The organism is Vibrio sp. 10N.222.55.C7, from assembly GCF_041473335.1.
In the GTDB taxonomy this organism is placed as follows: Bacteria; Pseudomonadota; Gammaproteobacteria; order Enterobacterales; family Vibrionaceae; genus Vibrio; species Vibrio crassostreae_C.
Window position 1 is genome coordinate 21,016 of record NZ_JBFRSC010000023.1, and the last position, 20,502, is coordinate 41,517.

The 20,502-nt window shown below is 43.5% G+C and carries 21 protein-coding genes and 1 pseudogene; 9 read left to right on the top strand and 13 right to left on the bottom strand.

Annotation, left to right across the window (positions count from 1 at the left end; translation table 11 throughout):
• Positions 1–156 precede the first annotated feature (156 nt).
• Positions 157–2,205, top strand: a complete 2,049-nt coding sequence (locus AB4482_RS09360) for a glycoside hydrolase family 3 N-terminal domain-containing protein (protein WP_102398630.1) — start codon at positions 157–159, stop codon at positions 2,203–2,205.
• A 64-nt stretch (positions 2,206–2,269) separates the two neighbouring features.
• Positions 2,270–2,650, top strand: coding sequence for a hypothetical protein (locus AB4482_RS09365; protein WP_017057786.1), 381 nt, complete (start codon positions 2,270–2,272; stop codon positions 2,648–2,650).
• Positions 2,651–2,956: 306 nt separating this feature from the next.
• Here the strand turns inward: AB4482_RS09365 and AB4482_RS09370 are convergent, their stop codons facing one another.
• Positions 2,957–3,904: a LysR family transcriptional regulator gene (locus tag AB4482_RS09370; RefSeq protein ID WP_017061092.1), complete on the bottom strand. Its 948-nt coding sequence runs from the start codon at positions 3,902–3,904 to the stop codon at positions 2,957–2,959.
• Between the two features lie 126 nt (positions 3,905–4,030).
• On the opposite strand from AB4482_RS09370, the gene add reads away from it, so the two are divergent.
• Positions 4,031–5,029, top strand: a complete 999-nt coding sequence (gene add, locus AB4482_RS09375; protein WP_372180824.1) for an adenosine deaminase — start codon at positions 4,031–4,033, stop codon at positions 5,027–5,029.
• A gap of 118 nt (positions 5,030–5,147) precedes the next feature.
• Positions 5,148–5,714, top strand: a complete 567-nt coding sequence (locus tag AB4482_RS09380; RefSeq protein ID WP_102321248.1) for a sugar O-acetyltransferase — start codon at positions 5,148–5,150, stop codon at positions 5,712–5,714.
• Here the strand turns inward: AB4482_RS09380 and AB4482_RS09385 are convergent.
• Both AB4482_RS09385 and AB4482_RS09390 read right to left on the bottom strand, forming a co-directional pair.
• The gene (locus AB4482_RS09385) at positions 5,711–5,905 is read right to left on the bottom strand and encodes a hypothetical protein (RefSeq protein ID WP_017072485.1); all 195 of its coding nucleotides are present in this window, start codon (positions 5,903–5,905) and stop codon (positions 5,711–5,713) included. The genes AB4482_RS09380 and AB4482_RS09385 overlap by 4 nt on opposite strands.
• 37 nt (positions 5,906–5,942) lie before the next feature.
• Positions 5,943–6,565, bottom strand: a pseudogene (locus AB4482_RS09390) (HAD family hydrolase).
• A gap of 277 nt (positions 6,566–6,842) precedes the next feature.
• On the opposite strand from AB4482_RS09390, the gene AB4482_RS09395 reads away from it, so the two are divergent.
• Positions 6,843–7,550, top strand: a complete 708-nt coding sequence (locus AB4482_RS09395; protein ID WP_372180825.1) for a GntR family transcriptional regulator — start codon at positions 6,843–6,845, stop codon at positions 7,548–7,550.
• Positions 7,551–7,736: 186 nt separating this feature from the next.
• On the opposite strand, the gene AB4482_RS09400 is transcribed toward AB4482_RS09395, so the two are convergent.
• Complete coding sequence (locus AB4482_RS09400; protein WP_004732372.1) at positions 7,737–8,936, bottom strand: enolase C-terminal domain-like protein; 1,200 nt, start codon at positions 8,934–8,936, stop codon at positions 7,737–7,739.
• 260 nt (positions 8,937–9,196) lie between these two features.
• On the opposite strand from AB4482_RS09400, the gene AB4482_RS09405 reads away from it, so the two are divergent.
• From AB4482_RS09405 to AB4482_RS09415, 3 genes are all read left to right on the top strand, one after another.
• Positions 9,197–10,630, top strand: a complete 1,434-nt coding sequence (locus tag AB4482_RS09405) for a PTS transporter subunit EIIC (RefSeq protein WP_372180827.1) — start codon at positions 9,197–9,199, stop codon at positions 10,628–10,630.
• Between the two features lie 113 nt (positions 10,631–10,743).
• Positions 10,744–11,712, top strand: a complete 969-nt coding sequence (locus AB4482_RS09410; protein ID WP_171733173.1) for a sugar kinase — start codon at positions 10,744–10,746, stop codon at positions 11,710–11,712.
• A gap of 15 nt (positions 11,713–11,727) precedes the next feature.
• Entirely contained in the window at positions 11,728–12,357 is a 630-nt protein-coding gene (locus tag AB4482_RS09415; RefSeq protein WP_372180829.1) for a bifunctional 4-hydroxy-2-oxoglutarate aldolase/2-dehydro-3-deoxy-phosphogluconate aldolase, read from the top strand.
• Between the two features lie 105 nt (positions 12,358–12,462).
• Here the strand turns inward: AB4482_RS09415 and AB4482_RS09420 are convergent, their stop codons facing one another.
• From AB4482_RS09420 to AB4482_RS09430, 3 genes are all read right to left on the bottom strand, one after another.
• Positions 12,463–13,002, bottom strand: coding sequence for a disulfide bond formation protein B (locus tag AB4482_RS09420; RefSeq protein WP_372130868.1), 540 nt, complete (start codon positions 13,000–13,002; stop codon positions 12,463–12,465).
• Positions 13,003–13,011: 9 nt separating this feature from the next.
• Positions 13,012–13,167 (bottom strand): DUF5993 family protein, encoded by a 156-nt coding sequence (locus AB4482_RS09425; protein ID WP_017061085.1) that lies wholly within the window; start codon positions 13,165–13,167, stop codon positions 13,012–13,014.
• A 368-nt stretch (positions 13,168–13,535) separates the two neighbouring features.
• On the bottom strand, positions 13,536–13,796 hold the full coding sequence (locus AB4482_RS09430) for a DUF5062 family protein (RefSeq protein WP_017061084.1): 261 nt from the start codon (positions 13,794–13,796) through the stop codon (positions 13,536–13,538).
• Between the two features lie 448 nt (positions 13,797–14,244).
• Here AB4482_RS09430 and AB4482_RS09435 point away from each other — a divergent pair, with 448 nt between their 5' ends.
• Positions 14,245–14,460, top strand: coding sequence for a hypothetical protein (locus AB4482_RS09435; protein WP_017065196.1), 216 nt, complete (start codon positions 14,245–14,247; stop codon positions 14,458–14,460).
• A gap of 138 nt (positions 14,461–14,598) precedes the next feature.
• Here AB4482_RS09435 and AB4482_RS09440 read toward each other — a convergent pair whose 3' ends face one another.
• From AB4482_RS09440 to AB4482_RS09465, 6 genes are read right to left on the bottom strand one after another with little or no spacing between them, the layout of a single operon-like run.
• Complete coding sequence (locus AB4482_RS09440) at positions 14,599–15,345, bottom strand: phosphatase (RefSeq protein ID WP_372074845.1); 747 nt, start codon at positions 15,343–15,345, stop codon at positions 14,599–14,601.
• Positions 15,346–15,360: 15 nt separating this feature from the next.
• On the bottom strand, positions 15,361–16,095 hold the full coding sequence (locus AB4482_RS09445) for a nucleoside/nucleotide kinase family protein (RefSeq protein ID WP_017065845.1): 735 nt from the start codon (positions 16,093–16,095) through the stop codon (positions 15,361–15,363).
• A 10-nt stretch (positions 16,096–16,105) separates the two neighbouring features.
• Positions 16,106–16,624 (bottom strand): MltR family transcriptional regulator, encoded by a 519-nt coding sequence (locus AB4482_RS09450; RefSeq protein ID WP_372180833.1) that lies wholly within the window; start codon positions 16,622–16,624, stop codon positions 16,106–16,108.
• Between the two features lie 52 nt (positions 16,625–16,676).
• The gene (locus AB4482_RS09455) at positions 16,677–17,948 is read right to left on the bottom strand and encodes a zinc-binding dehydrogenase (protein WP_372180831.1); all 1,272 of its coding nucleotides are present in this window, start codon (positions 17,946–17,948) and stop codon (positions 16,677–16,679) included.
• Between the two features lie 48 nt (positions 17,949–17,996).
• Positions 17,997–19,403, bottom strand: coding sequence for a PTS mannitol transporter subunit IICB (locus tag AB4482_RS09460; RefSeq protein ID WP_372074844.1), 1,407 nt, complete (start codon positions 19,401–19,403; stop codon positions 17,997–17,999).
• A gap of 29 nt (positions 19,404–19,432) precedes the next feature.
• Positions 19,433–19,876 (bottom strand): PTS sugar transporter subunit IIA, encoded by a 444-nt coding sequence (locus AB4482_RS09465; protein ID WP_017065190.1) that lies wholly within the window; start codon positions 19,874–19,876, stop codon positions 19,433–19,435.
• Between the last annotated feature and the right edge of the window lie 626 nt (positions 19,877–20,502).

Here is a 20,502-nt window from a genome sequence, read left to right on the forward strand (position 1 = left end):
GTCAATATATTTCCAATACTAAATTGAATTAAATCACCAATTAAATTTATATGGTGATCCAAATCTTTAGTTTGATTTATTTTGGTTAACCAATAACCCGTTAATTATTAAAATTGGTCATGTACTTATTATTATACTAACAATAGGATCGTGACCATGAAGCGTCTTACCCTGACACCTATAGCAATCGCGTTGCTTCTTGCAGGATGTAACTCATCTGATAGCGACAATAACTTCCAGCAACCCCAAGTTCACTCTCGTGTTCATGATGTATTGAACGTTGAGGGCTACCAATTCCGAGATTCTAACGGTAATGGAACACTGGAGCCTTTTGAAGACTGGCGATTATCTCCAGAAGAGCGAGCAGCAGACTTGGTTAGCCGCATGACGCTAGATGAGAAAGCCGGCATGATGCTCATTGACACCTTAAACTCGTCCAAAGGTGGGCTCGTTAGTAGTAAAGGACAAGACATGATTGGCGATGCCCAAATGACGCGCTTTATCTTCCGTAACAGCGTAGTTGAAACACCTACCAATGCGCCTGATTGCGATTCAGGCCGTTCAGGTTGTCAGATAACCCCAACAGAAGCTGCCCAGTTCATGAATAGTGTTCAAGAACTGCGTGAACAGACGCGAATGGGTATCCCCGCTCTATTCAAATCCAATGCTCGTAACCACATAGATCCATCAGCTAAAGCAGGGATCAACGTTTCTTCAGGTGCCTTTTCTGCTTGGCCTAAAGAGGCAGGTTTAGCAGCCACTCGCGACATGGATTTAATCACTGAATTTGCAGGTATCATGAATGAAGAATGGTCTTCAATTGGCCTACGCAGTATGTACGGATACATGATGGATTTGGCGACAGAACCTCGTTGGTACCGAGTACACGAAACCTTTACCGAAGATGCAGATTTAGCGTCTGACATTATGCGCTCACTTATCAAAGGGTTGCAGGATGGCGGTGAGGTCAACGAAGACAGTATCGCGCTAACCATCAAACACTTCCCTGGTGGCGGTCCACAAGAAAACGGTGGTGACCCACATTATGACTTCGGTAAAAACCAAGTCTATCCAAAGAACAATTTTGATTACCACCTAAAACCGTTTATTGCTGCGATTGAGGCTGGCGCTTCTTCAATCATGCCTTACTACGGCATCCCTGTAGATCAAAAGTGGATGCCAAACGATGTTGGTATGTCCTTCTCAAAAGGCATTGTTACCGACCTTCTCAGAGACGAATTGGGCTACACAGGTAACGTGAACTCAGATACCGGCATTATTGGCGATCGTGCATGGGGTGTGGAACACAAAACGATTGATGAGCAGGTTGCCATGGCGGTCGAAGCTGGAGTCGATGTTCTTTCAGGTTTCCATGATAAAGAAGTCATCGTGAAACTCGTGGAAAAAGATCTGCTTACCGAAGAGCGTGTCGACCTATCAGTCACACGCTTACTTGAAGAACAATTCAAGCTTGGCCTTTTCGAAAACACTTACGTTGATGAGAAAAAAGCCCAAGAGATTTTAGGCAACGAGAAGTACCAAGAACGCGCTGATTACGCACAGAAAAAGTCTGTCGTCTTACTTCAAAATACCAATAAGACTTTACCTCTAGCTGAATCAACCGCACAAAATCCTGTTGCTCTGTATGTCATGGGAATGGACGAAAACATTGCAGGAGACGACAAGTACAACTTTACCGTGACTTCCGGAGATTACGAAGCGGGAGAAACGCGTCCACCAGTACCAGCCGATACGGACTATGCGGTTATTCGTGTTCGCGTATCTAACGAAGGCTCAGATCCTGATCTTATCTTTGGTGGCGCGAACCCAGATGAACTCGATATTCTTGCGTTCAGTGAAATGGCTACAGCTGCATCTTGGCATATTGAACCAAGCCTAAGCGACATTAAAGCCGTTATGAACGAAGTGGGCGCTGACAAAACGGTATTGTCCATCAACTTTAGACAACCCTTCGTGCTAGACGATCAAAGTAATCTTAAGCAAGCCGGTGCCGTGATCGCCACATTTGGTGTCTCGGACAGCAACCTAATGGAAGTACTTTCAGGCAACTTTGCTCCTCAAGGAAAACTGCCATTTGCTTTAGCGAACAGTGCCCAAGCCATTCAAAACCAAGACTCAGACTACCCTGGGTATGATCAAGCCGACACCCTTTACCCGTTCGGACATGGTTTAAGTTACGAATAATATTTGAGCTAATTCAGGCAGTGTTGAGCACTGCCTTTCCTTCTTAGATACCAAGGACAAAGTCATGGAACATATCTTACAACTGGGTTGGGATGATCACGCTATTCCACATAAAATCTGGATAGAACAATACTACGATGGGTGTCGTATCTGCTTGAAAGTCGTAAAAGACGTTGAGCCAGAAATGCTCTCATTGATTGTTCCAAATATTGATGTGCAAACCACTCATAAGGCGTGGCAAGGCAAAGCGACGAACATTACACCAGCCTATGATGACGGCGTGTTGTTCACTCAAACTCGCTCGCTATTCAATTTGCCTCATGGCTGCGTGATTTGGGCGGTAACACATATCCAGATGCAAAACGGCTTAAAAATGTCGGCAGACAAATTGTGCTTCGTACCAAAATACAGCAATCAAGATTCTTGTTTTAAGGTTCCAGCATAACGTAACAACAAGCCGAGTCGCTTATCCAACTTGGCGCTAATCTGCGAAGAACCATAAAAAAGGCCAGCGTATACACGTTGGCCTTACTTCTGTCTGTCTGTCTGTCTGTCTGTCTGTCTGTCTGTCTGTCTGTCATCAGGATTAAGCACTAATCAATCAACACCAACGAATCGATGGCATTGGATTCATTTAGATATCTCATTCTTGGCGGGCATTTGGCACCCGTAATAAGACAATGCTCATTCGAAAAAGACGAAATAAATTTAAAAAACTTATTTCGCCGTTTTGATCATCGTAGCTCGCGGTTTACAGCTGAGGTTCTTGGGTCTTATTGACTATGAGGTCGCGAAGCCATTTGTGGCTTGGTTCAGAATCAAAGTAACGGTGCCAAAGCAAAAACAAACCACCGGGAACCAACTCAATAGGAATCGGCTTCATCACCAGTTCGCCACTCTCAATATAGTCACGAACCGAGTTGTACGGATAACACATCAGCAAATCGCTTTGTTTGCACAGCTTTACTGCGCTGGTGATGTCCGACACGTTGGCGGCTTTGTTAATTTGAAGCTGTTTGGCTTGCAAGATTTCCAGTAGCAACCAGTCGCCAACGCCACCGGTCACCAACTGAATATGACGGTATTTAAGGAAGGCTTGCAGATTCCACTCTTCTTGAAGTACTGGGTGATCATTTCGCATCAAGCACACAGAGTAATCTTGCAGCAACTCGACGTGGTTTAGCTCGGCAGGGATATTTTGAATGTGGGTGCTAGCCCTTTCATCGAGCTCAAAAATTCCAATCCCGAAATCGACCTCACGCTTTAGTAAGCGCTTAAAGGTTTCGCTGCTCCAAGTAGTGCTGTTTACCGTAATGTTCGGCGCATCTGCTAGCGCGTTAGGCATAAATTTAGGGTAAATCGCGGTATAAGCGGTTTCAACAAGATCGATATTAAAAGTACGTTCGCTGTCTTTCGGCTCAAAAATGTCCGGCACGGTTAGCTGTTCAACTTGCAGAAGGATTTGATGAATTTTAGGCGCTAAAGAGGTGGCTTTCGGTGTTGGAAACAGGCCTTTTGACTCACGTTCAAACAAAGGGTCGTCAAACAAAGAACGCAGCTTAGTGAGTTGTTTACTCACCGCAGACTGACTAAGGAACAATCGCTCTGCCGTTTTGCTCACGCTGCGCTCTTCAAGCAACACGTGTAAACACAGCAGTAAATTCATATCACATTTGAGTAAGCTTTTAACATCTACCATGATATTCCTTAGATTCAGATTAATGATGACTTTATGTCACTTTAAATCATATCACAAACTTGTTAATTTAAGCCCATGTAACCTATGAGTTAATAACTCAAAAAATAATAGACCTAAGGAATACTCATGAACTTTCTAGCACTCCCTAAGATTGATCTGCACTGCCACCTAGACGGAAGTGTTCGTCCAGACACCATTATTGATCTGGCGAAACAGTACGGAATCGAACTTCCAGAAGACCGTGAAGCGGTAGTAAAGTCTCTAACAGTGCCTGAAGATTGCAAAAACCTTGATGAGTACCTAGCTTGCTTTAGCCTGCCACTGCAAGTGATGCAAACGGAAGAAGCGATTGAGCGTATCTCTTTTGAGCTTTACGAAGACGCAGCACTAGAAAACGTTAAGTACCTAGAAGTTCGTTTTGCACCGATTCTTCACGTAAACAAGGGCTTGTCTCTTGATGCAATCATCGCAAGTGCGGTTAAAGGCATGAAGCGTGCAGAAGAGAAATACGACATTGAGGGCAACTACATCATGTCTGTACTTCGTATGTTCCCGAAAGACTCAATCAAAGATGTAATCGACGCTGGTAAACCATACCTTGGTAAAGGCGTGGTTGCGTTTGATATTGCAGGCGGTGAAAAGCCGGGCTTCTGCGCTGAATTCCCTGAGTACACGCAATACGCTATTGAACAAGGCTACCGTGTGACGGTTCACGCAGGTGAGCAATGGCATGGTCAGAACGTTTACGATGCAGTCACACTGCTTGACGCTGAGCGTATCGGCCACGGTGTCCACATCCAAGGTAACGAAGACGCGTACAACATCGTTAAAGAGAAGCAGGTTGCGCTTGAAACTTGCCCAACAAGTAACGTGCAAACTAAATGTATTCACAAATTCAGCGACCACCCAATTGCTGAATTCAAGAAAGACGGCATCGTTGTAACGATCAACACAGACAACCGCACTGTGTCGAACACAACCATGACTAACGAAGTGAAACGTGTATGTGAAACGTTCGGTCTAACACAAGAAGACTACGCAGAGATCTACAAGTACTCTGTAGAGAGCGCTTTTGCTTCAGACGAAGTGAAACAGCACCTAATGGGTTTCGTTGAGCAAATCTAATTTGAGCAATCTTGATTGCTAAGTAGAAAAACAGGAAGAGAAAGGCTTAGGCTTTTCTCTTTTTTTATGTCCAATTATCCGTATTCTAATATCGATGTTGACGAATGGGATGCAAACAATGAAAACAGAACTCGAGAAAATGCTGTCCGGCGAGATTTTTGATGGCGCAGACCATGAGGTAGACCACATGCGCACTCACGCCAGCAAGGCGCTATCAGACTTGAATCAATGTTCAGACGATACTCAACTGCCAAGTCTTCAGGCTAATCTGTTTGGTAAAGTAGGAAGCAGCGTTGTCCGTCCTCCTTTTCATTGCGAGTTTGGCAAAACCATCGAGATCGGTGACGACACCTTTATCAACATGAACGTGGTGATGCTTGATGGCGCGAATATCAAGATTGGTAACAATGTATTGATAGGGCCAAGTGCCCAGTTTTACACAGCCTCCCACTCACTGGATTATCTCAGCCGCCGTAAGTGGGAAACTTTCTGCCTACCTATCACAGTCGAAGACGATGTGTGGATTGGTGGAAACTCAGTCATCAACCAAGGCGTTACGATTGGCGCTCGCTCTGTTATCGCAGCGAACTCAGTGGTTAACAGTGATGTACCACCAGATTGCCTGTACGGCGGCACTCCAGCCAAGTTGATTCGGCATTTGAATGCCGAACAAACTCGCGATTAAACAAGAAAGCGCGTATCCAAATCTAAAAAAGAGCGATGTTTCAATAGCATGGCTCTTAATCTAATTATCAGCGTTGTTTTATCGCACGCTTGTTCACCGCGAATTTGAAGCACGACAGCCGCAACTAAAACCAGCGCTGATATAGTCAAAAACAAGAATGCAACGATAGACTTAGGTGGGTATCTTTTCATTTTCTACACCCTCAAATTTAACTCACTCGCCAAGGTGTCAATCTAATAAATTAACGCCAAGCGCCTGCAAGCTGTTTTCACACTGAACGGCATCGATAAACTGAATACCCGCCATACCTACGGCTTTTGCTCCTTCTACGTTGTAAGGCATATCATCAATGAACACCGTTTCTGAAGCCTCCAGTCCATTATTTGAAAGCAACGCTTGGTAAATCTCAGGCTGCGGTTTAAGCATGCCAAGTTCAGCGGATACGGCTGCGCCATCAAACAAAGGCCAAAATTCGTAGGTGGCTTTTAGGTGTTCAACAATCTCGACCACGTTGTCGGTAAGTGCATACACACCATACCCAGCACGCTTTACGCGCTCGATAAGGTCGACAGAACCATGCAATAAGATCTGCGTTTTCTTAACGTAATAAAACAGGCGGTCGCACTCTAATGAAGATAAATCGAGCTCTTGTTGGTAGCGAAGTTTGGCTTCATTTTCGGTTAAGAACCCTTTGTTCAAATCCGACCAAATCGCACTTTGGAAAATCGAAAGCGCTCGGGCTTCAGGGTCGGCAATGTTACCAAACGTTAGTTGAGTAATTTCCAGCGGCGACCAACGCACAATCACATTACCCACATCAAATACGACATTTTGATTTGATTCGAACTCATACCCTACTCCTGAATTAGTCACTTAAAATAGCAACAACACAGACATTAAATGCCGCACGTTAAAGTTCATAATCTTGTTTTACAAAATGAGGACTAGAATCACAAGATGTAATCAAGTCAGCGCAAAAGGTGGTCACTAGTACCCCTAACTAACCCTATTTATCATCACCCACTTAACCTTCTATGTTACAATTATGAGTCATTCAGAGCGTACTGAATCCCTGATTTAGTTCACTATTCTTTAGTCACAGTGAATACACTTTAAAGTTATTGATCTATGAAAAAGTACGAGTTAGTTGTCCAAGATATTGTGAGCAAGATCTGTCAAAACAGTATCAATCATAAGCTTCCCGCGGAAAGAGAACTCTCTGAAATATATGGGTTATCTCGATTTACTATTCGAAAAGCGCTAGCCAAGCTAGAGACTATTGGCATGGTGAAATCTAAGGTGGGTTCTGGTTACTTCGTCAACACTTCTCTCATTGGTACACCACTGGTGTACAACTCCATTACTGAAAACAGTTTTGAAGAGATCTCTTATAAAAAGCTCCAACTGAATAAAGCGCTACCCGATAACCACGAACAGCAGATTTTTTCTTTAGACGACAATGACTACATTTGGAAAATTAGACGTCTTCGATTGATTAACAACAAAGTAGTTCAGATTGAAGAAGCCAAGATCCCTGTCAGCGTCTTCCCAGAGATGAATGCCGAGATCATTGAAAGCTCAATCCAGAAACATGCGCTAGCGAAAGGCCTTCAGATCGATAGCTACTTAACGACGTATCAAGCGATCAATGTTTCTAAAGAAGATGCGGAGTTGCTCGGCTGCAAAAAAAATGCGGCGGCGATGAATATCACCAACCGAGGTTTCTTAGCATCGGGGGATCTATTCATCGTCAGCGATATCATCGACATCAAATATCAATGCACCTATCACACTCCTTTTAACAATGAGAGCATGAGCTTCCGAGATAAGAAGTAACCTTTTAATTCGATTTAATATGGTTAATTTTTATAGATATAAGTTAATTACTCTATAGATTAGCTACTAATATTATTAATTTAATGATACTAGAAATATACTTACCAGATAATACGTAATATCTGGTAAGTATATTAAATAAGAAAATGGCCGCTTATAGCGACCATTTGATATTAAAAATACGAGTTAAGGGGTATGAATCGCGCCATCAGGAAGGCGACTTTGAGTCCACTCGTGGGGGCGATACATAACAGGGAACTCGGCTGCAACCTCTCGGTCGATTTCAACACCAATACCTGCGATTTCAGAAGCGTATAAGTAGCCATTAATTGGCTCTGCAGCGTTCGGGAATACCTTGTGTGTATTCTCGTTGTACTCGACATGTTCTTGAATGGCAGCATTGTGTAAATGCACATTCAAATGCGTGTTTACCGCTGCGCCAATTGGCGTCATATCTGGCGGGCAGTGCCATGCAATACGAACACCGAAATTCTGACATAAGTGACCAAGTTTCAGAGCAGGCGTAATACCACCAATCTGTGAAACATGGCAACGAATGAAATCAATGCGGCGGTTAGCAATCAATGATTTCCACTCTTCAGGGTTATTAAATAACTCCCCTAAACCTAATGAAACTGAGCTCTGGCTGCGAATATTATCCAACCATTCCGTTTGATTTGGCGGCAGAATATCTTCAATGAAATACGGCTTATATTGCTCGACTTCCTTCGCAAATTGTATCGCTTGGTTCGGGAATAGGCGCTCATGAACATCATGAAGAATATGGAATTGGTTACCATATTTCTCTCTCAGCGACTTAAACATCGTTAGAGTATTGTCCATGTACTGATCTTGGTCGTAGTACGAACCTTCAGTCGGGTTTTGAGTGGTATGCAAATCCGTTGGAACGCCGCCATAGAAACCAAGCTGACAACGAATGTGCTTGTAGCCTTTGTCTAGGAAAGATTCCACCAGCTCATAAATCCCTTCCATCGTGTCGCTCGTCGCGTGTGTGTATACAGGAATAGCATCACGAGACTTACCACCAAATAACTGGTGTAACGGCATACCCGCCAATTTGGCTTTAATATCCCACAGTGCCATATCAACACCGGAAATTGCATTATTGATAACAGGGCCATTTCGCCAATAAGCGTTGACCATCATCATTTGCCATAAGTCTTCAATATTATTGGCGTTTTTACCAATAAGAATAGGTTTTAAATATTCATCGACCATTGTTTTTACAGCAAGCGGTCTTTGTTGGAATGTCGCACAACCAAACCCTGTCACGCCTTCATTCGTTTCAACTACCACGGTAATGAGGTTGTGTCTGTCTGGTTTAGTAATAATACAATGGATATCAGATATAATAGTTTCTTTCACAATTAAATAACCTAAACTTAAGTCAACTCCTATTATCTAACCGCTTTAAAAACCACATTTCAAGCGCTAATTTTGCGTAAAAATAATTGGTACGTTAAGTGATTTTTTTTGATAACCAAAACATACCAATTGGCCAAAAACGGTGAAAAAATAATTTTTCGGATTTTAAGTGTGATTGAGATCTCTTTTTACTCCGTTGGATTTAAATTGGTTGTCGTTATGATTGCTCGAGTTAAATATATTCCAATAACAGGTGTAGTATGCAAATGGTAGAAAAAAGTGATGCCGTTATTAATAACTCGAAGTCATCATCGAAGAAGAAAAATTTCAAAGAAAATATACAGTTATTAATCACTGCACTTGGTGGTGAAGACAATATCGTGAGTATCACGCACTGTATGACAAGGCTGAGATTCAAATTAGCCGACGAAGCGCTGGTAGACGAAGAAGCGATCAAGCAGATCGCAGATGTGAAAGGTGTGGTACTTCAACAAGGCCAAACTCAAGTCATCATCGGTGTTGAGGTCGAGAAGTGGTTCAACGCACTATCAAATACTCAGCAAGCTGACGCTAACCCTGCAGATGAGTTAGAGAAAGGCAAGCTGTTCCAAGGCGTGATGCGCATTGTCGCGGGTATCTTCGGCCCAGTAGTTCCAGCGATTGCCGGTGCAGGTATGTTAATGGGTCTACTTTCTGGCCTTATCGCAACAAACGTTATCTCTGAAACCTCAGACACGGTTTATTTCTTCCGTTCAATTTCTGTCGCTGTGTTCTTCTTCTTGCCTATGCTGGTCTCTTTCTCTGCCGCTAAGGTATTCAAAGTAAACGAGTACATCGCACTTGCTGTCTCCTCTGCAATGCTAGCACCCAAGCTAGTAGATAAAGCGGTGATGCTAAAAGATGCTGGCGCGGCTCCTGAGCTGACGGTGCTAGGCGTGGTTCCTATTGAACTGCTTAATTACGGCGGCGCGATTGTTCCTGCGATTCTAGCAATCTGGTTATTGTCTAAAGTGACACCTCTAGTTGACCGACTGGTACCCTCTTCAGCAAAGCCAGTATTTACGCCACTGCTTGCCTTTACGGTGACTTCAACCATCACACTATCATTTGTTGGCCCTGCAGGAATCTGGCTAAGTAATGGCGCAGGTTGGGTAATGAGTTCACTACTGGAAATCTCTCCCACGTTAACGGGCTTTGTGTTTGGTCTAACTCGCCCGATTACCATCGTATTTGGTATCCACCACAGCATGACGCCAATCAGCCTGAACAACTTTGCACTGTATGGTAAGGATTTACTTATGCCGATCATGTGCTTAGGTAACATGGCAATTGCTGGCGCGACAATGGCTATCTGGCACAAGCAACGTAAAACGGTTTCTAAAGAGCAATCTTCAATTACGATGGGCTCAAGTGTTACCGCTATCTTAGGCATCACGGAACCGGCTCTATTTGGTGTACTCACGAAATACACCAAAGCGATGATGACCGCGAGCTTGGCTGCAGGCGTGTTCGGTGCTATCTCGGTAACAATCGATACGCACTTAACAAGCTACATTCTTTCTTCTGTATTCAGCTTGCCAGCTTACCTTGCAGGCGGTACGCAAAACTTCATTCAAGCACTGATGGGCGTGGTGGGTGTATTTGCACTGTCTTTCGTCCTAACGATGTTGTTCGTAAAACTAGACAACAAGTAATCGGCTAGTCTCACTCCCGTAAGATTAGAATCGAAAAAGCATGACCATATCTCATTATGGTCATGCTTTCCTCAATACGAACAAACCCAACCTTTCCTTTCTAAGGCTATATTATGACCCACATCGCAATCATCGGTGAGTGCATGATTGAACTGAATGGGGCTCCATTTGGCGACATGCATCAAAGCTATGGTGGAGACACATTAAACGCGGCAATCTACTTGAACCGCAGCGCTGCGGTTAGCAACCCCATGAACTGCAATAACACTGCGAATCCAGCGATGCGAACTAGCTATGTCTCGGCGCTTGGCTCTGACGCTATCAGCCAAGAGATGCTTAACCGATGGCAAGATGAAGGACTATCAACCGAATTCGTGCTTATTGACGAGCAGCGTTCACCCGGGCTCTATCTCATTCAACTCGACGATGTTGGTGAGCGCACCTTCCTATACTGGCGCAACGATTCGGCGGCTCGCTACATGGTACAGCACCCCGATTTCGATAAGATAGCCAACCAACTTCACGATGTTGATATGGTGTTTCTGAGTGGCATTTCCCTCGCGATACTGCCACACAGCGATCAGCTAAAGTTGCTCACTATCATTGAAGGCCTGCGTGAACGTGGCGTTACCATCGCCTTTGATAGTAACTACCGACCAAAACTATGGGAATCAGAAAGCGCGACCAAAGAGTGCTATCGACTGGGTTATCAAACCACTGATATCGCCTTAGTTACCTTTGATGATGAACAGCAACTATGGGGCGACCAAACACCTCAAGACACCATCGACCGACTACACAGGCTTGGCGTGCAGACCATCATTGTAAAACTCGGTGCTGAAGGCTGTTTGGTCAGTGAAACTCCAGCCCAAACACCAAGCCTAATTGAAACCACGCCAGTAGAAACCGTGGTTGATAGCACTTCAGCAGGCGATTCATTCAATGGCGGATTCTTGTCTTGCTATCTATCTGGCGGCTCTGTTCAGCAAGCCTGCCGCAAAGGCAATGCACTGGCGAGACTGGTCATTCAACATCACGGCGCAATCATCCCAAAACCCATCACCGACACTCTTTCAAACTGATATTAAGAAGTACACATGTCTACAATTAACGAACAGCTAAACGCACTTAAAGTTATCCCTGTTATCGCCATTGATAACGCAGAGGATATTATCCCTCTAGGCAAAGTATTGGCTGAGAATGGGCTTCCCGCCGCTGAAATTACGTTCCGTTCAGACGCCGCTGTTGAAGCTATCCGACTGCTTCGCCAAGCACAGCCTGACATGCTGATCGGCGCGGGCACCATCTTGAACCATAAGCAAGCACTCGCAGCAAAAGAAGCGGGCGCAACGTTTGTGGTATCACCGGGCTTTAACCCGAACACAGTTAAAGCATGCCAAGAGATCGGCATCGATATCATTCCAGGTGTGAACAATCCAAGCACCGTTGAAGCGGCATTAGAGATGGGCTTAACAACCTTGAAGTTCTTCCCAGCAGAAGCATCTGGTGGGATCAGCATGGTTAAATCGCTCGTTGGCCCATACGGCGATATTCGACTAATGCCTACAGGCGGCATTACGCCATCAAACATCGATAACTACTTAGCAGTGCCTCAAGTATTAGCCTGCGGTGGTACATGGATGGTGGACAAGAAGCTGGTTATAAACGGGGAGTGGGACGAGATCGCACGCCTAACACGCGAGGTTGTTGAGCAAGTGAATCGCTAGTCGAAAGCTAGTCGAAAACGTTCTAGAAAGGACAAACTCCCTTGATTCCATAGCAACAAAGCCACAGCACATGCTGTGGCTTCGTTGCTAACTCTAATGAGTCGGTTAATTGAGCAACCAATAACTCACTGGGTTATCAGGACATTGATAAGGCCCACACTCAGTAAACGTAGCAATGGCATTGAGCGCAACCACAACGATTGCCAGTAAGCACGCAATACGCCCTAGATTGCTCATTTTGTATGGTTCTTGAGTCTCTGTCTTATTCGTTAGTATCAAGATCACAGCAACCGCAAAGATAGTGGCCGTGAACAAAACAAAAGCCCACGTATAGTAATGCATCCCGAGGATGGGGCTACCATAACCCGGAGTTCCGGGAATCACATGTAATGAGACCTGTCTTAGGGAGGTTGCAACACCATATAAAGCACCAATTAGGACGATGCCATAGTGGCGAGATTGAGGCCCATAAACCACATTCAACATGAAGCCAAACACCACCATCACAAAGCCAATACGTTGTAATAAGCATAACGGACAAGGCAACTCATTAAGAACAAACTGAAGAATAAAGCCGATCAACAAAACGGCTGTCATACCCAGCAAGCCCAGTGTATTCAAGAGAGTTAACTGATTTCGATTCATGCTAACTCCTTACAATAAGATCGATAGTGGGTCGGTGGCATGATGGTTAAACCAATACAAACCTAGGATCACTGAGCTAGCAAAAAAGCCATAAGCAGCGGTCTTCTTATCGAAAAACGCGCATAGCATCGCCACAAGTAACAACAAAAACAGTAAAGACATCATAAGAGGAATTTCCTTTCTATTTATTCTGTTCAGTCAGACTAAACGTCATAATGAATATCCACACCGATGCTCTTAATCATTCAACTTCGGTAAATCGATGGATTACGAATTGAAAATCATCAACTTAATAGTTGTTAGTAAGATCCAAGCTGTCAAGTTTGGAGCCTCGTACTTAATGCTCACAAATACGTTGAGGCAACTAATGAACCGATGATGCGCATTAATGTTGATGGGCAGGTAAGATTGGCGAATCTGTGAATGAAGTTAGGCTTAGGAGATATCAAGAGGCTATTTTTACTGCTCCATAAAGCAAAAAACCCAGCGAAAAATCGCTAGGTTTCAAATATAAAAAATGAGGTAATACAAGTTTACTTCAGCGGGTCATTGTCCGGCAGTGCCTTATGAAGCCAGAGTGCTAAACGCTTCTTGATGTTCGCGCCATCAAGCTTATCGTCCGGTAACGGTGTGATCTGATTGACTTCAACAAGGAACAAGTACACCGCTTTAACCTTTATCGGTTGGGATGAATTTGGCAAATCAAAACCTTGTAGCTTAGCCATCTTAAAACCGACTTCAACTGCTTTTTTTACCAGCTTATCTTCATTAATGATCTTCGCGGTTTTCGACATATCATCTCCATCATCTTTATCGAATGAATACTGAGTATATCAAACCGAAAAACTCACAAGATTACTTCGATCTCAATTTGAGGAGTCGCTTTGATAAATAACGTAAAACGAATAACAGGCTCAAGGCTGATTCTAATTCGGTTGGTATTTATGGCATCAATGGCTATACGCAAACGATCTCTTAACAAAACACTCAGTAAATGAGATCTTAAGTCAAGAAATCAAAATTGAACAAATTTTAGCTTAATATCCAACACAATACCGAATACTATGTTTTATTATAAAAATGAGAGGCAATCTTTTTTCTATTGATAAACCCCTGTTATTTAACTAGTTTTATACAATGATGACTTAGTTCATATTTACAGGTTCTTGTTATAGAATATTATTTACAAAACACTCATTAAGAAAATAGAATAAAACCACTAATATTATACTGGTGTTAAAAATGCGTTACCTCTGGGCTTCATTCTGTCATAAAAACCCAATCATCGGACGAGTCGTTCATATCTTGGTTATGTTGGTTGCATTAGCTTCTATCGTTGTTCCATTGATATCAAAAGACGCAACTACAATCATAGCTTCACTGTGTGTTGCTCTAGTATGCTTCGTCATTTTTGTCTTCTTTGCGCTCGCCGACAAAATGCGCTCAGGCATGCATTAATCAACCAATCAGTTCTCTATCACCAAGCATTCTCTTTTTAAAAATTCATTATAAAATGCTGGTTACCAGATACGGAAAAGCCCAAAGTTAATAGCTTTGGGCTTTTTGATACCAGTAATCATTAACTCAACAACACACTTAATATAAGTGTGCAAATTCTTCGATTCGACTCTTACCGCGCAATAATAAAAAGTTCAAAAAGCGGGATGTTGAGGTAGTGATTATTTTGTCTTCTTCCACATCATGCTTTTCAAGGAGCGCTATGGCGAGATCTACACGCCCTATATCTTCACAAAAATGGGCATCTGAGCCTGTCGAGAAATAAACCCCGACTTGCTTTCCAATCTCCACAATCTTAGAACAGCGTACATCACTCCCCTTGCGGCTTTTTCCCGTCAAAGAGGTATTGTTCACCTCAATCGCCACATTGTGCTGTTTAGCACACTCGAGCACGGCTCGAATATCAAATGGGTAATTTGGGTTACCAAGGTGCCCAAGCACATCAACCTTTCCCCCCTCAATTATATTAATGAGGGCTTGGGTATGTATCTCTTCAGTGGATGGAGGAAACACAGGTTCGTGGAAGCTGGCAATAGTCCAGTCAAGGTGCTGATAGGTTGAAGGGGATAGATCTAAGTCTCCTTCAATGTTGGTGATGTTTGCTTCCACTCCACGCAGGATTCCAACATAGTGAAGAAAGCGGGGCAAAATTCTTTGATTGTTGAAAAACCAGTAGTGGGGGGCACCCGGCATTTCAGGAGCATGATCCGTTGTACAAAGAAGTTTCAGCCCCTTATGCTGTGCTGCTTTAGCGTTCTCAATAATAGTGCTGTAAGCATGGCCGCTGGCAAGAGTATGAGTGTGGCTGTCGACGACGATCTTCATAGCGACCTCCTAGAATTAATTGATATCAAAAGAACCATCTTGGTTCATATATAGAGTTAGGTCCGCTTTTACAGAATGATTTAAAACCATGTCTACATTCTTTGAATCTGAACTTTTATAAAAAGCGAGAGCCTCTTCAAGCGTTGAGCCACCACGAATCTTGCGGTTCACTAAACGCTCTTCTAAAAACTTAGGAGCGGTATCGATGAAGATGGTGAAATCAGCAAGCTCATTCAACCCACTCCATACTGGTTCATCGAGCAGAAGCCAATTTCCCTCAATCACCACAATCTCTTTTTCAACGGTGATTGCGTCATCAACTGGATCATGCAGGTTACGATCGTAGTAAGGCCACTTTGGGTCTTGAACTTTTAGCTTCTTGAGTTTGTCGATAAGAGATGTGAGGTTAAAGGTTTCGTGTGCGCCTTTAATACTACGCAGCTTTATCTTCTCTTCACCGCGGATGGTGTAATTCGAATCGAGGATCTCGTTCGGGTAATGAAAGCCATCGAAAGGCAGCACCTGCAATGGTTCAACATTTGGGATTGTGTGAGATAGGTACTCCCAGAATGCCGCTAGGGTTGATTTTCCACTGCCAGGAGGCGCAGCTAAGAATATAACCGTTCGTTCGTTCTTTTCTTGGTAAAGACGAGAAAACTTTTCAACCAATGGCTTATGAATTTGTTCGATATTGTTATCTGAAAACACAGCTTCGGTCTCAAAGCCACTGACATTTAGGGAAACTTTCATATGAAAAGCCTTAATCTAAAATTTCGTTCTCCACGGTTTCTAATAAACCTTCGCAAGCGAGCTTCAACACGGTTTTGACCAGTGACTCATAGCGAGCTTGAGAAAAGGAGTCGAATGATGAAAATTTTAATTGGTTAATCGAATCAAGATAGATGCTGCCGTCGCTCTTTGAGAGCGTCGCTTGATTAGTGATGAAGTCGTAAATGACATCATCACTAAACGAAATTGGCTCTTGTTGCTGAGCGACAAAACCGTGCATTTGGTCAAACAAGTTAATATCTGCGTAACTCTCTAGTGAGATCTTACCCATCGCAAACATCAGCTTTGATACCACATCAATCTCGACCAAAGGACCATCCTCTTTGAGTAGAGGGGTCACGGCATACTCAATCACCAAAGGATCTTGAACAAATACCCTTGGTAACAAATGCTTTAACTTAACGCTAATCAGCTTATGAGATGCTTGGATAAAACTAGTGGCGGTTTCGCACTCTTCTAAGGCATCTAATAATTCGTCTTGCACCGTAATAACATGTTCCTTATTGGTCGTGGCAGCAGTGTAGCTGCCACGAAATCATCGATTACGCCGTTAGGCTAACGCCGTAGAACTCAAGCATTGCTTTCTCTGCCAGTTCGTTCCAAACGTAGTTGTTATCTTTCAAAATTCGGTCTAGTTCGCCGAAGAACGGGTCTTGCTCTGCTAGCTTATGGAACTCATCAATTGCCGTCAGTGGCAGGTCAATATGCGGGTAGATTAGCTTTTTACCACCCGGAATATCCAGTTGATTTAGGATAGTGTGAGGTGCCGCCTCTAAGCCACCAACGTGAGTTAGCATAAATGATGGGTTGATCTTACCCGCTTCCGAAAGTTCAATGGATTCAACCATATCCCCTGTTGAACCGCCAGAGGTTCCTACAATATGCGTAGATTCATAATGCACATTGTAAAAATTGAACGGTACTTTAAATTGCTTATCTGTTGGACCAGCAAAGAAGTTCAGGCAGCCATCGTTACCTAATAGCTCATCAGCTTGCTCAAGCACCTGTGCAACCGCTGCATACACCATGACATCGTCATAGCCATTGCCGTCATTCAGTTCTTTTAAGTACGTAACAGGGTCATCAATTTTCGCTGTGTTTACGTAATGGAGTTCAATACCATTCTCGGTCGCTTTTGATACCGGGATAAGGCTTTCTGCGCGCGAGAGACGAGCTTCATCGATATCAGTCACCACAATACGGCTTGGCTTCACAGGGCCGTTAATCGCGTAATCAATCGCGCCAATACCCATAGGGCCAGCACATGCAAGTAGCGCTAACGCTCCGCCCTCTTTGATGCCCATTTGATGTTCATACACGTATGGGGTTGTGTGGTAGCTAGCGTGGAACGCACCGATGATGCAAGACATTGGCTCTGCAAGCGATGCGTTTGCATAGTAAGAACTCTTGTATGGCAGCACACAGTCTAAATCAATCGCTACTTTAGGGATGATTGAGTACGTCGCGTTACCACCGAATGTCTCGTAGCTGTAGCCTGCTGAGTAGCCTGTTGGCAAGCCCATTGCGGGCTGCAGTACAAATGGTTCGCCCGGCTTAAAACGGTCTTGTAAGTTAGCACCTACTTCTACAATCACACCTGCGTATTCATGGCCTGTCATTACAGGTACTTCAGCAATATTTTCAGGCACACGTTTGTGGTTACTGCCGAGGAGTGCTGCTTTGTAAGTCGATAGACAGATGCTGTTTGAAACGTTTTTAACCAGCAGTTCATCATCTGAAATCTTTGGTAGATCGAAGGTTCTTAGTTGAACGTCTTTCTCACCACAAATTACCGCTGCAGTTGTTTGAACCATGATTTTATCTCCGAAAAGTGGGGCCAATACCTGACCCCAGAATATTAATTAAGCTTGCTGACCGATGGTGTCCATTAGGTTGTCTAATGCTGGGTCATGTAGGAAGTTCTTGATGGTCACCACAGGCAGGCCTGTTGCTTTGATTGCTCGACTCTCTAGACTCTCGTGGGTCACCACCACGTCCGCGTTGCTCGGCACTTTTTCGATTGCGAAGTTCTTCACTTCAACGTTAAAGCCGGCTTTTTCGAGTTTGCGCTTAAAGGTTGATGCCCCCATTGCGCTTGAGCCCATCCCTGCATCACATGCAAAGGCGACAAATTTAATGTCTTTCGCTTCTGCTTTTACCGCTGCTTGTGCTGGCGATTTTGCTGCTGCACCTTCAGCTTTCATATCTTTCATGTCTGTGATTGATTGCTCAAACTCTTCTTCAGACTCCTCTTTCTTGCTTACTTTGAGGATTGCGCTTGCGACTAAGAAAGAAACAATCGTTGCTGTTGTTACACCGGCGATGGTCGCGAAGAAGCTGCCTTTTGGTGTTAGAGCTAGGTAAGAGAAGATTGAACCTGGACTTGGACCTGCAACCAGACCAGCATCAAGTAGATTGAACGTTGCGATGCCTGTTGCCGCACCTGCAATCATCGCTAAAATCATGATTGGCTTCATTAGCACGTATGGGAAGTACAGCTCATGAATACCACCGAAGAAGTGGATGATGATTGCACTTGGTGCTGATTTCTTACTTAGACCTTGACCAAACTTAGCGTAAGCCAGAAGCATACCTAAACCAGGGCCAGGGTTAGACGCCACCATAAAGAAGATAGATTTGCCTGTTTCAGCTGCTGCTTGTAGGCCTAGTGGGTAGTAAATACCTTGGTCGATAGCGTTGTTCAGGAACAAGACTTTTGCTGGTTCATTAATAATTGCAAGTAACGGTAGGAAGCCAGTCGCTACAAGCGCTTCGATGCCCGATTTAACGAATAGGTTCGCTGCAGTTACAGCTGGACCAACAATCGCGTAAGCAAATAGACACATCAACATGCCGAAGATACCTAGCGAGAAGTTGTTTACCACCATCTCGAAACCAGAAGGGATCTTGTCTTGTAGGCGTTTATCGATTTGAACAATCACCCAGCCACTTAGTGGACCCATGATCATTGCACCAACAAACATTGGAATCTCGGCGCCGGCAATAACACCCATAGTACCGATAGCACCAGCTACAGCACCACGCTTGTCACCAACAATCTGACCACCGGTATAACCAATCAATAATGGTAATAAATAGGTAATCATCGGACCAACAAGCTCACCGAAATACTCATTCGGCATCCAACCTGTTGGGATAAATAATGCGGTAATGAAGCCCCAAGCAATGAAGGCTCCGATATTTGGCAATACCATGGCAGTCAGATGACCACCAAAAGCTTGCACTTTGGCTCTTATATTTGTAGACACGTTATATTCCTTATTTTCAAAGGTTATTATTAGTAACTTTTAATAATTTCAAGCACTTCTGCTTTTGAAGAAGAAGCAGCCAGTTTGGCAATGTTTTCTTCATCAACCAGCATTTCGCTAAGCGCTTGAATAACCTCAATGTGTGTATCTGAATCCTTTGCAGCTAATGTTAATAAGACATTGGCAGGCCCCATATCAGACCCAAAATCCACCGGGTTAGAAAAGACATGAATACCAAGTCCAGTCTTTAGTACACCTGCTTCTGGGCGGGCATGAGGCATAGCAATACCTGGACAAAGAACGTAATAAGGTCCATTATCATGCGTTGACTGAATGATCGCGTCTGCGTAGTTATCGGTAACGTAGCCCTTATCTTGTAGGTAACGAGTCGTTTCCTTAACTGCATCTTCCCACTTGTATTCAGAGTGGTTAATAACATCAATTAGGTCGTGGTCAATAAGGTCATAAAGCATAATATATCCCAGTTATTCTTTGTTCGTTTTTGTTGGGATTATTATCAATGGAAGTAGAAGAATAGAGAAATGGCAACAAAGTGAGATCCAGGTCACTTAAATATCAGAGTCAAACGATTAGTTATTCTCTACCTCTCATATTTATCATGAAATTTAATTACAATTTTATTATTAACAACAAGTCAATAGTTTAAATTTGATAGCAAGCCCAATTATAGGATTTAAATAAGATTACACAAACGTGATAAAGATCTATTTATACGTATTGACCAAGTATTAATTGTGATGATGGTTACATTTAATTTGGGCGTTTGGGTAATGTTAAGCGCTAAGATCAGTGACCAAGATCCCGTATGAAATACAAACACCACCACTTTGTAAGTGAGTAACACCTCGTTCACGCACCTATTCAGATCTGCCTCATATTGGATAATTTGGTTATCATTGGTTCTGTCTCGTCCTAAAATACGTTGACAGTATTTCTACTAAGCCAACAGCATCAGCTGTTGGCTTTTTTCATGCACCTCATTTGGAGTTTTCATCCTGAGACTAAGGTGCGGCCTCATATTGTTATAGGTACTTATAGACTCTTTTACTAGTTGTTTAGTAAGCGTGTCATGAACACC

Coding starts and splice junctions, on each gene's coding strand:
- AB4482_RS09360 (WP_102398630.1), top strand. CDS start 157: ATGAAGCGTCTTACCCTGACACCTATAGCAATCGCGTTGCTTCTTGCA.
- AB4482_RS09365 (WP_017057786.1), top strand. CDS start 2,270: ATGGAACATATCTTACAACTGGGTTGGGATGATCACGCTATTCCACAT.
- AB4482_RS09370 (WP_017061092.1), bottom strand. CDS start 3,904: ATGGTAGATGTTAAAAGCTTACTCAAATGTGATATGAATTTACTGCTG.
- add (WP_372180824.1), top strand. CDS start 4,031: ATGAACTTTCTAGCACTCCCTAAGATTGATCTGCACTGCCACCTAGAC.
- AB4482_RS09380 (WP_102321248.1), top strand. CDS start 5,148: ATGAAAACAGAACTCGAGAAAATGCTGTCCGGCGAGATTTTTGATGGC.
- AB4482_RS09385 (WP_017072485.1), bottom strand. CDS start 5,905: ATGAAAAGATACCCACCTAAGTCTATCGTTGCATTCTTGTTTTTGACT.
- AB4482_RS09395 (WP_372180825.1), top strand. CDS start 6,843: ATGAAAAAGTACGAGTTAGTTGTCCAAGATATTGTGAGCAAGATCTGT.
- AB4482_RS09405 (WP_372180827.1), top strand. CDS start 9,197: ATGCAAATGGTAGAAAAAAGTGATGCCGTTATTAATAACTCGAAGTCA.
- AB4482_RS09410 (WP_171733173.1), top strand. CDS start 10,744: ATGACCCACATCGCAATCATCGGTGAGTGCATGATTGAACTGAATGGG.
- AB4482_RS09415 (WP_372180829.1), top strand. CDS start 11,728: ATGTCTACAATTAACGAACAGCTAAACGCACTTAAAGTTATCCCTGTT.
- AB4482_RS09420 (WP_372130868.1), bottom strand. CDS start 13,002: ATGAATCGAAATCAGTTAACTCTCTTGAATACACTGGGCTTGCTGGGT.
- AB4482_RS09425 (WP_017061085.1), bottom strand. CDS start 13,167: ATGATGTCTTTACTGTTTTTGTTGTTACTTGTGGCGATGCTATGCGCG.
- AB4482_RS09430 (WP_017061084.1), bottom strand. CDS start 13,796: ATGTCGAAAACCGCGAAGATCATTAATGAAGATAAGCTGGTAAAAAAA.
- AB4482_RS09435 (WP_017065196.1), top strand. CDS start 14,245: ATGCGTTACCTCTGGGCTTCATTCTGTCATAAAAACCCAATCATCGGA.
- AB4482_RS09440 (WP_372074845.1), bottom strand. CDS start 15,345: ATGAAGATCGTCGTCGACAGCCACACTCATACTCTTGCCAGCGGCCAT.
- AB4482_RS09445 (WP_017065845.1), bottom strand. CDS start 16,095: ATGAAAGTTTCCCTAAATGTCAGTGGCTTTGAGACCGAAGCTGTGTTT.
- AB4482_RS09455 (WP_372180831.1), bottom strand. CDS start 17,948: ATGGTTCAAACAACTGCAGCGGTAATTTGTGGTGAGAAAGACGTTCAA.
- AB4482_RS09465 (WP_017065190.1), bottom strand. CDS start 19,876: ATGCTTTATGACCTTATTGACCACGACCTAATTGATGTTATTAACCAC.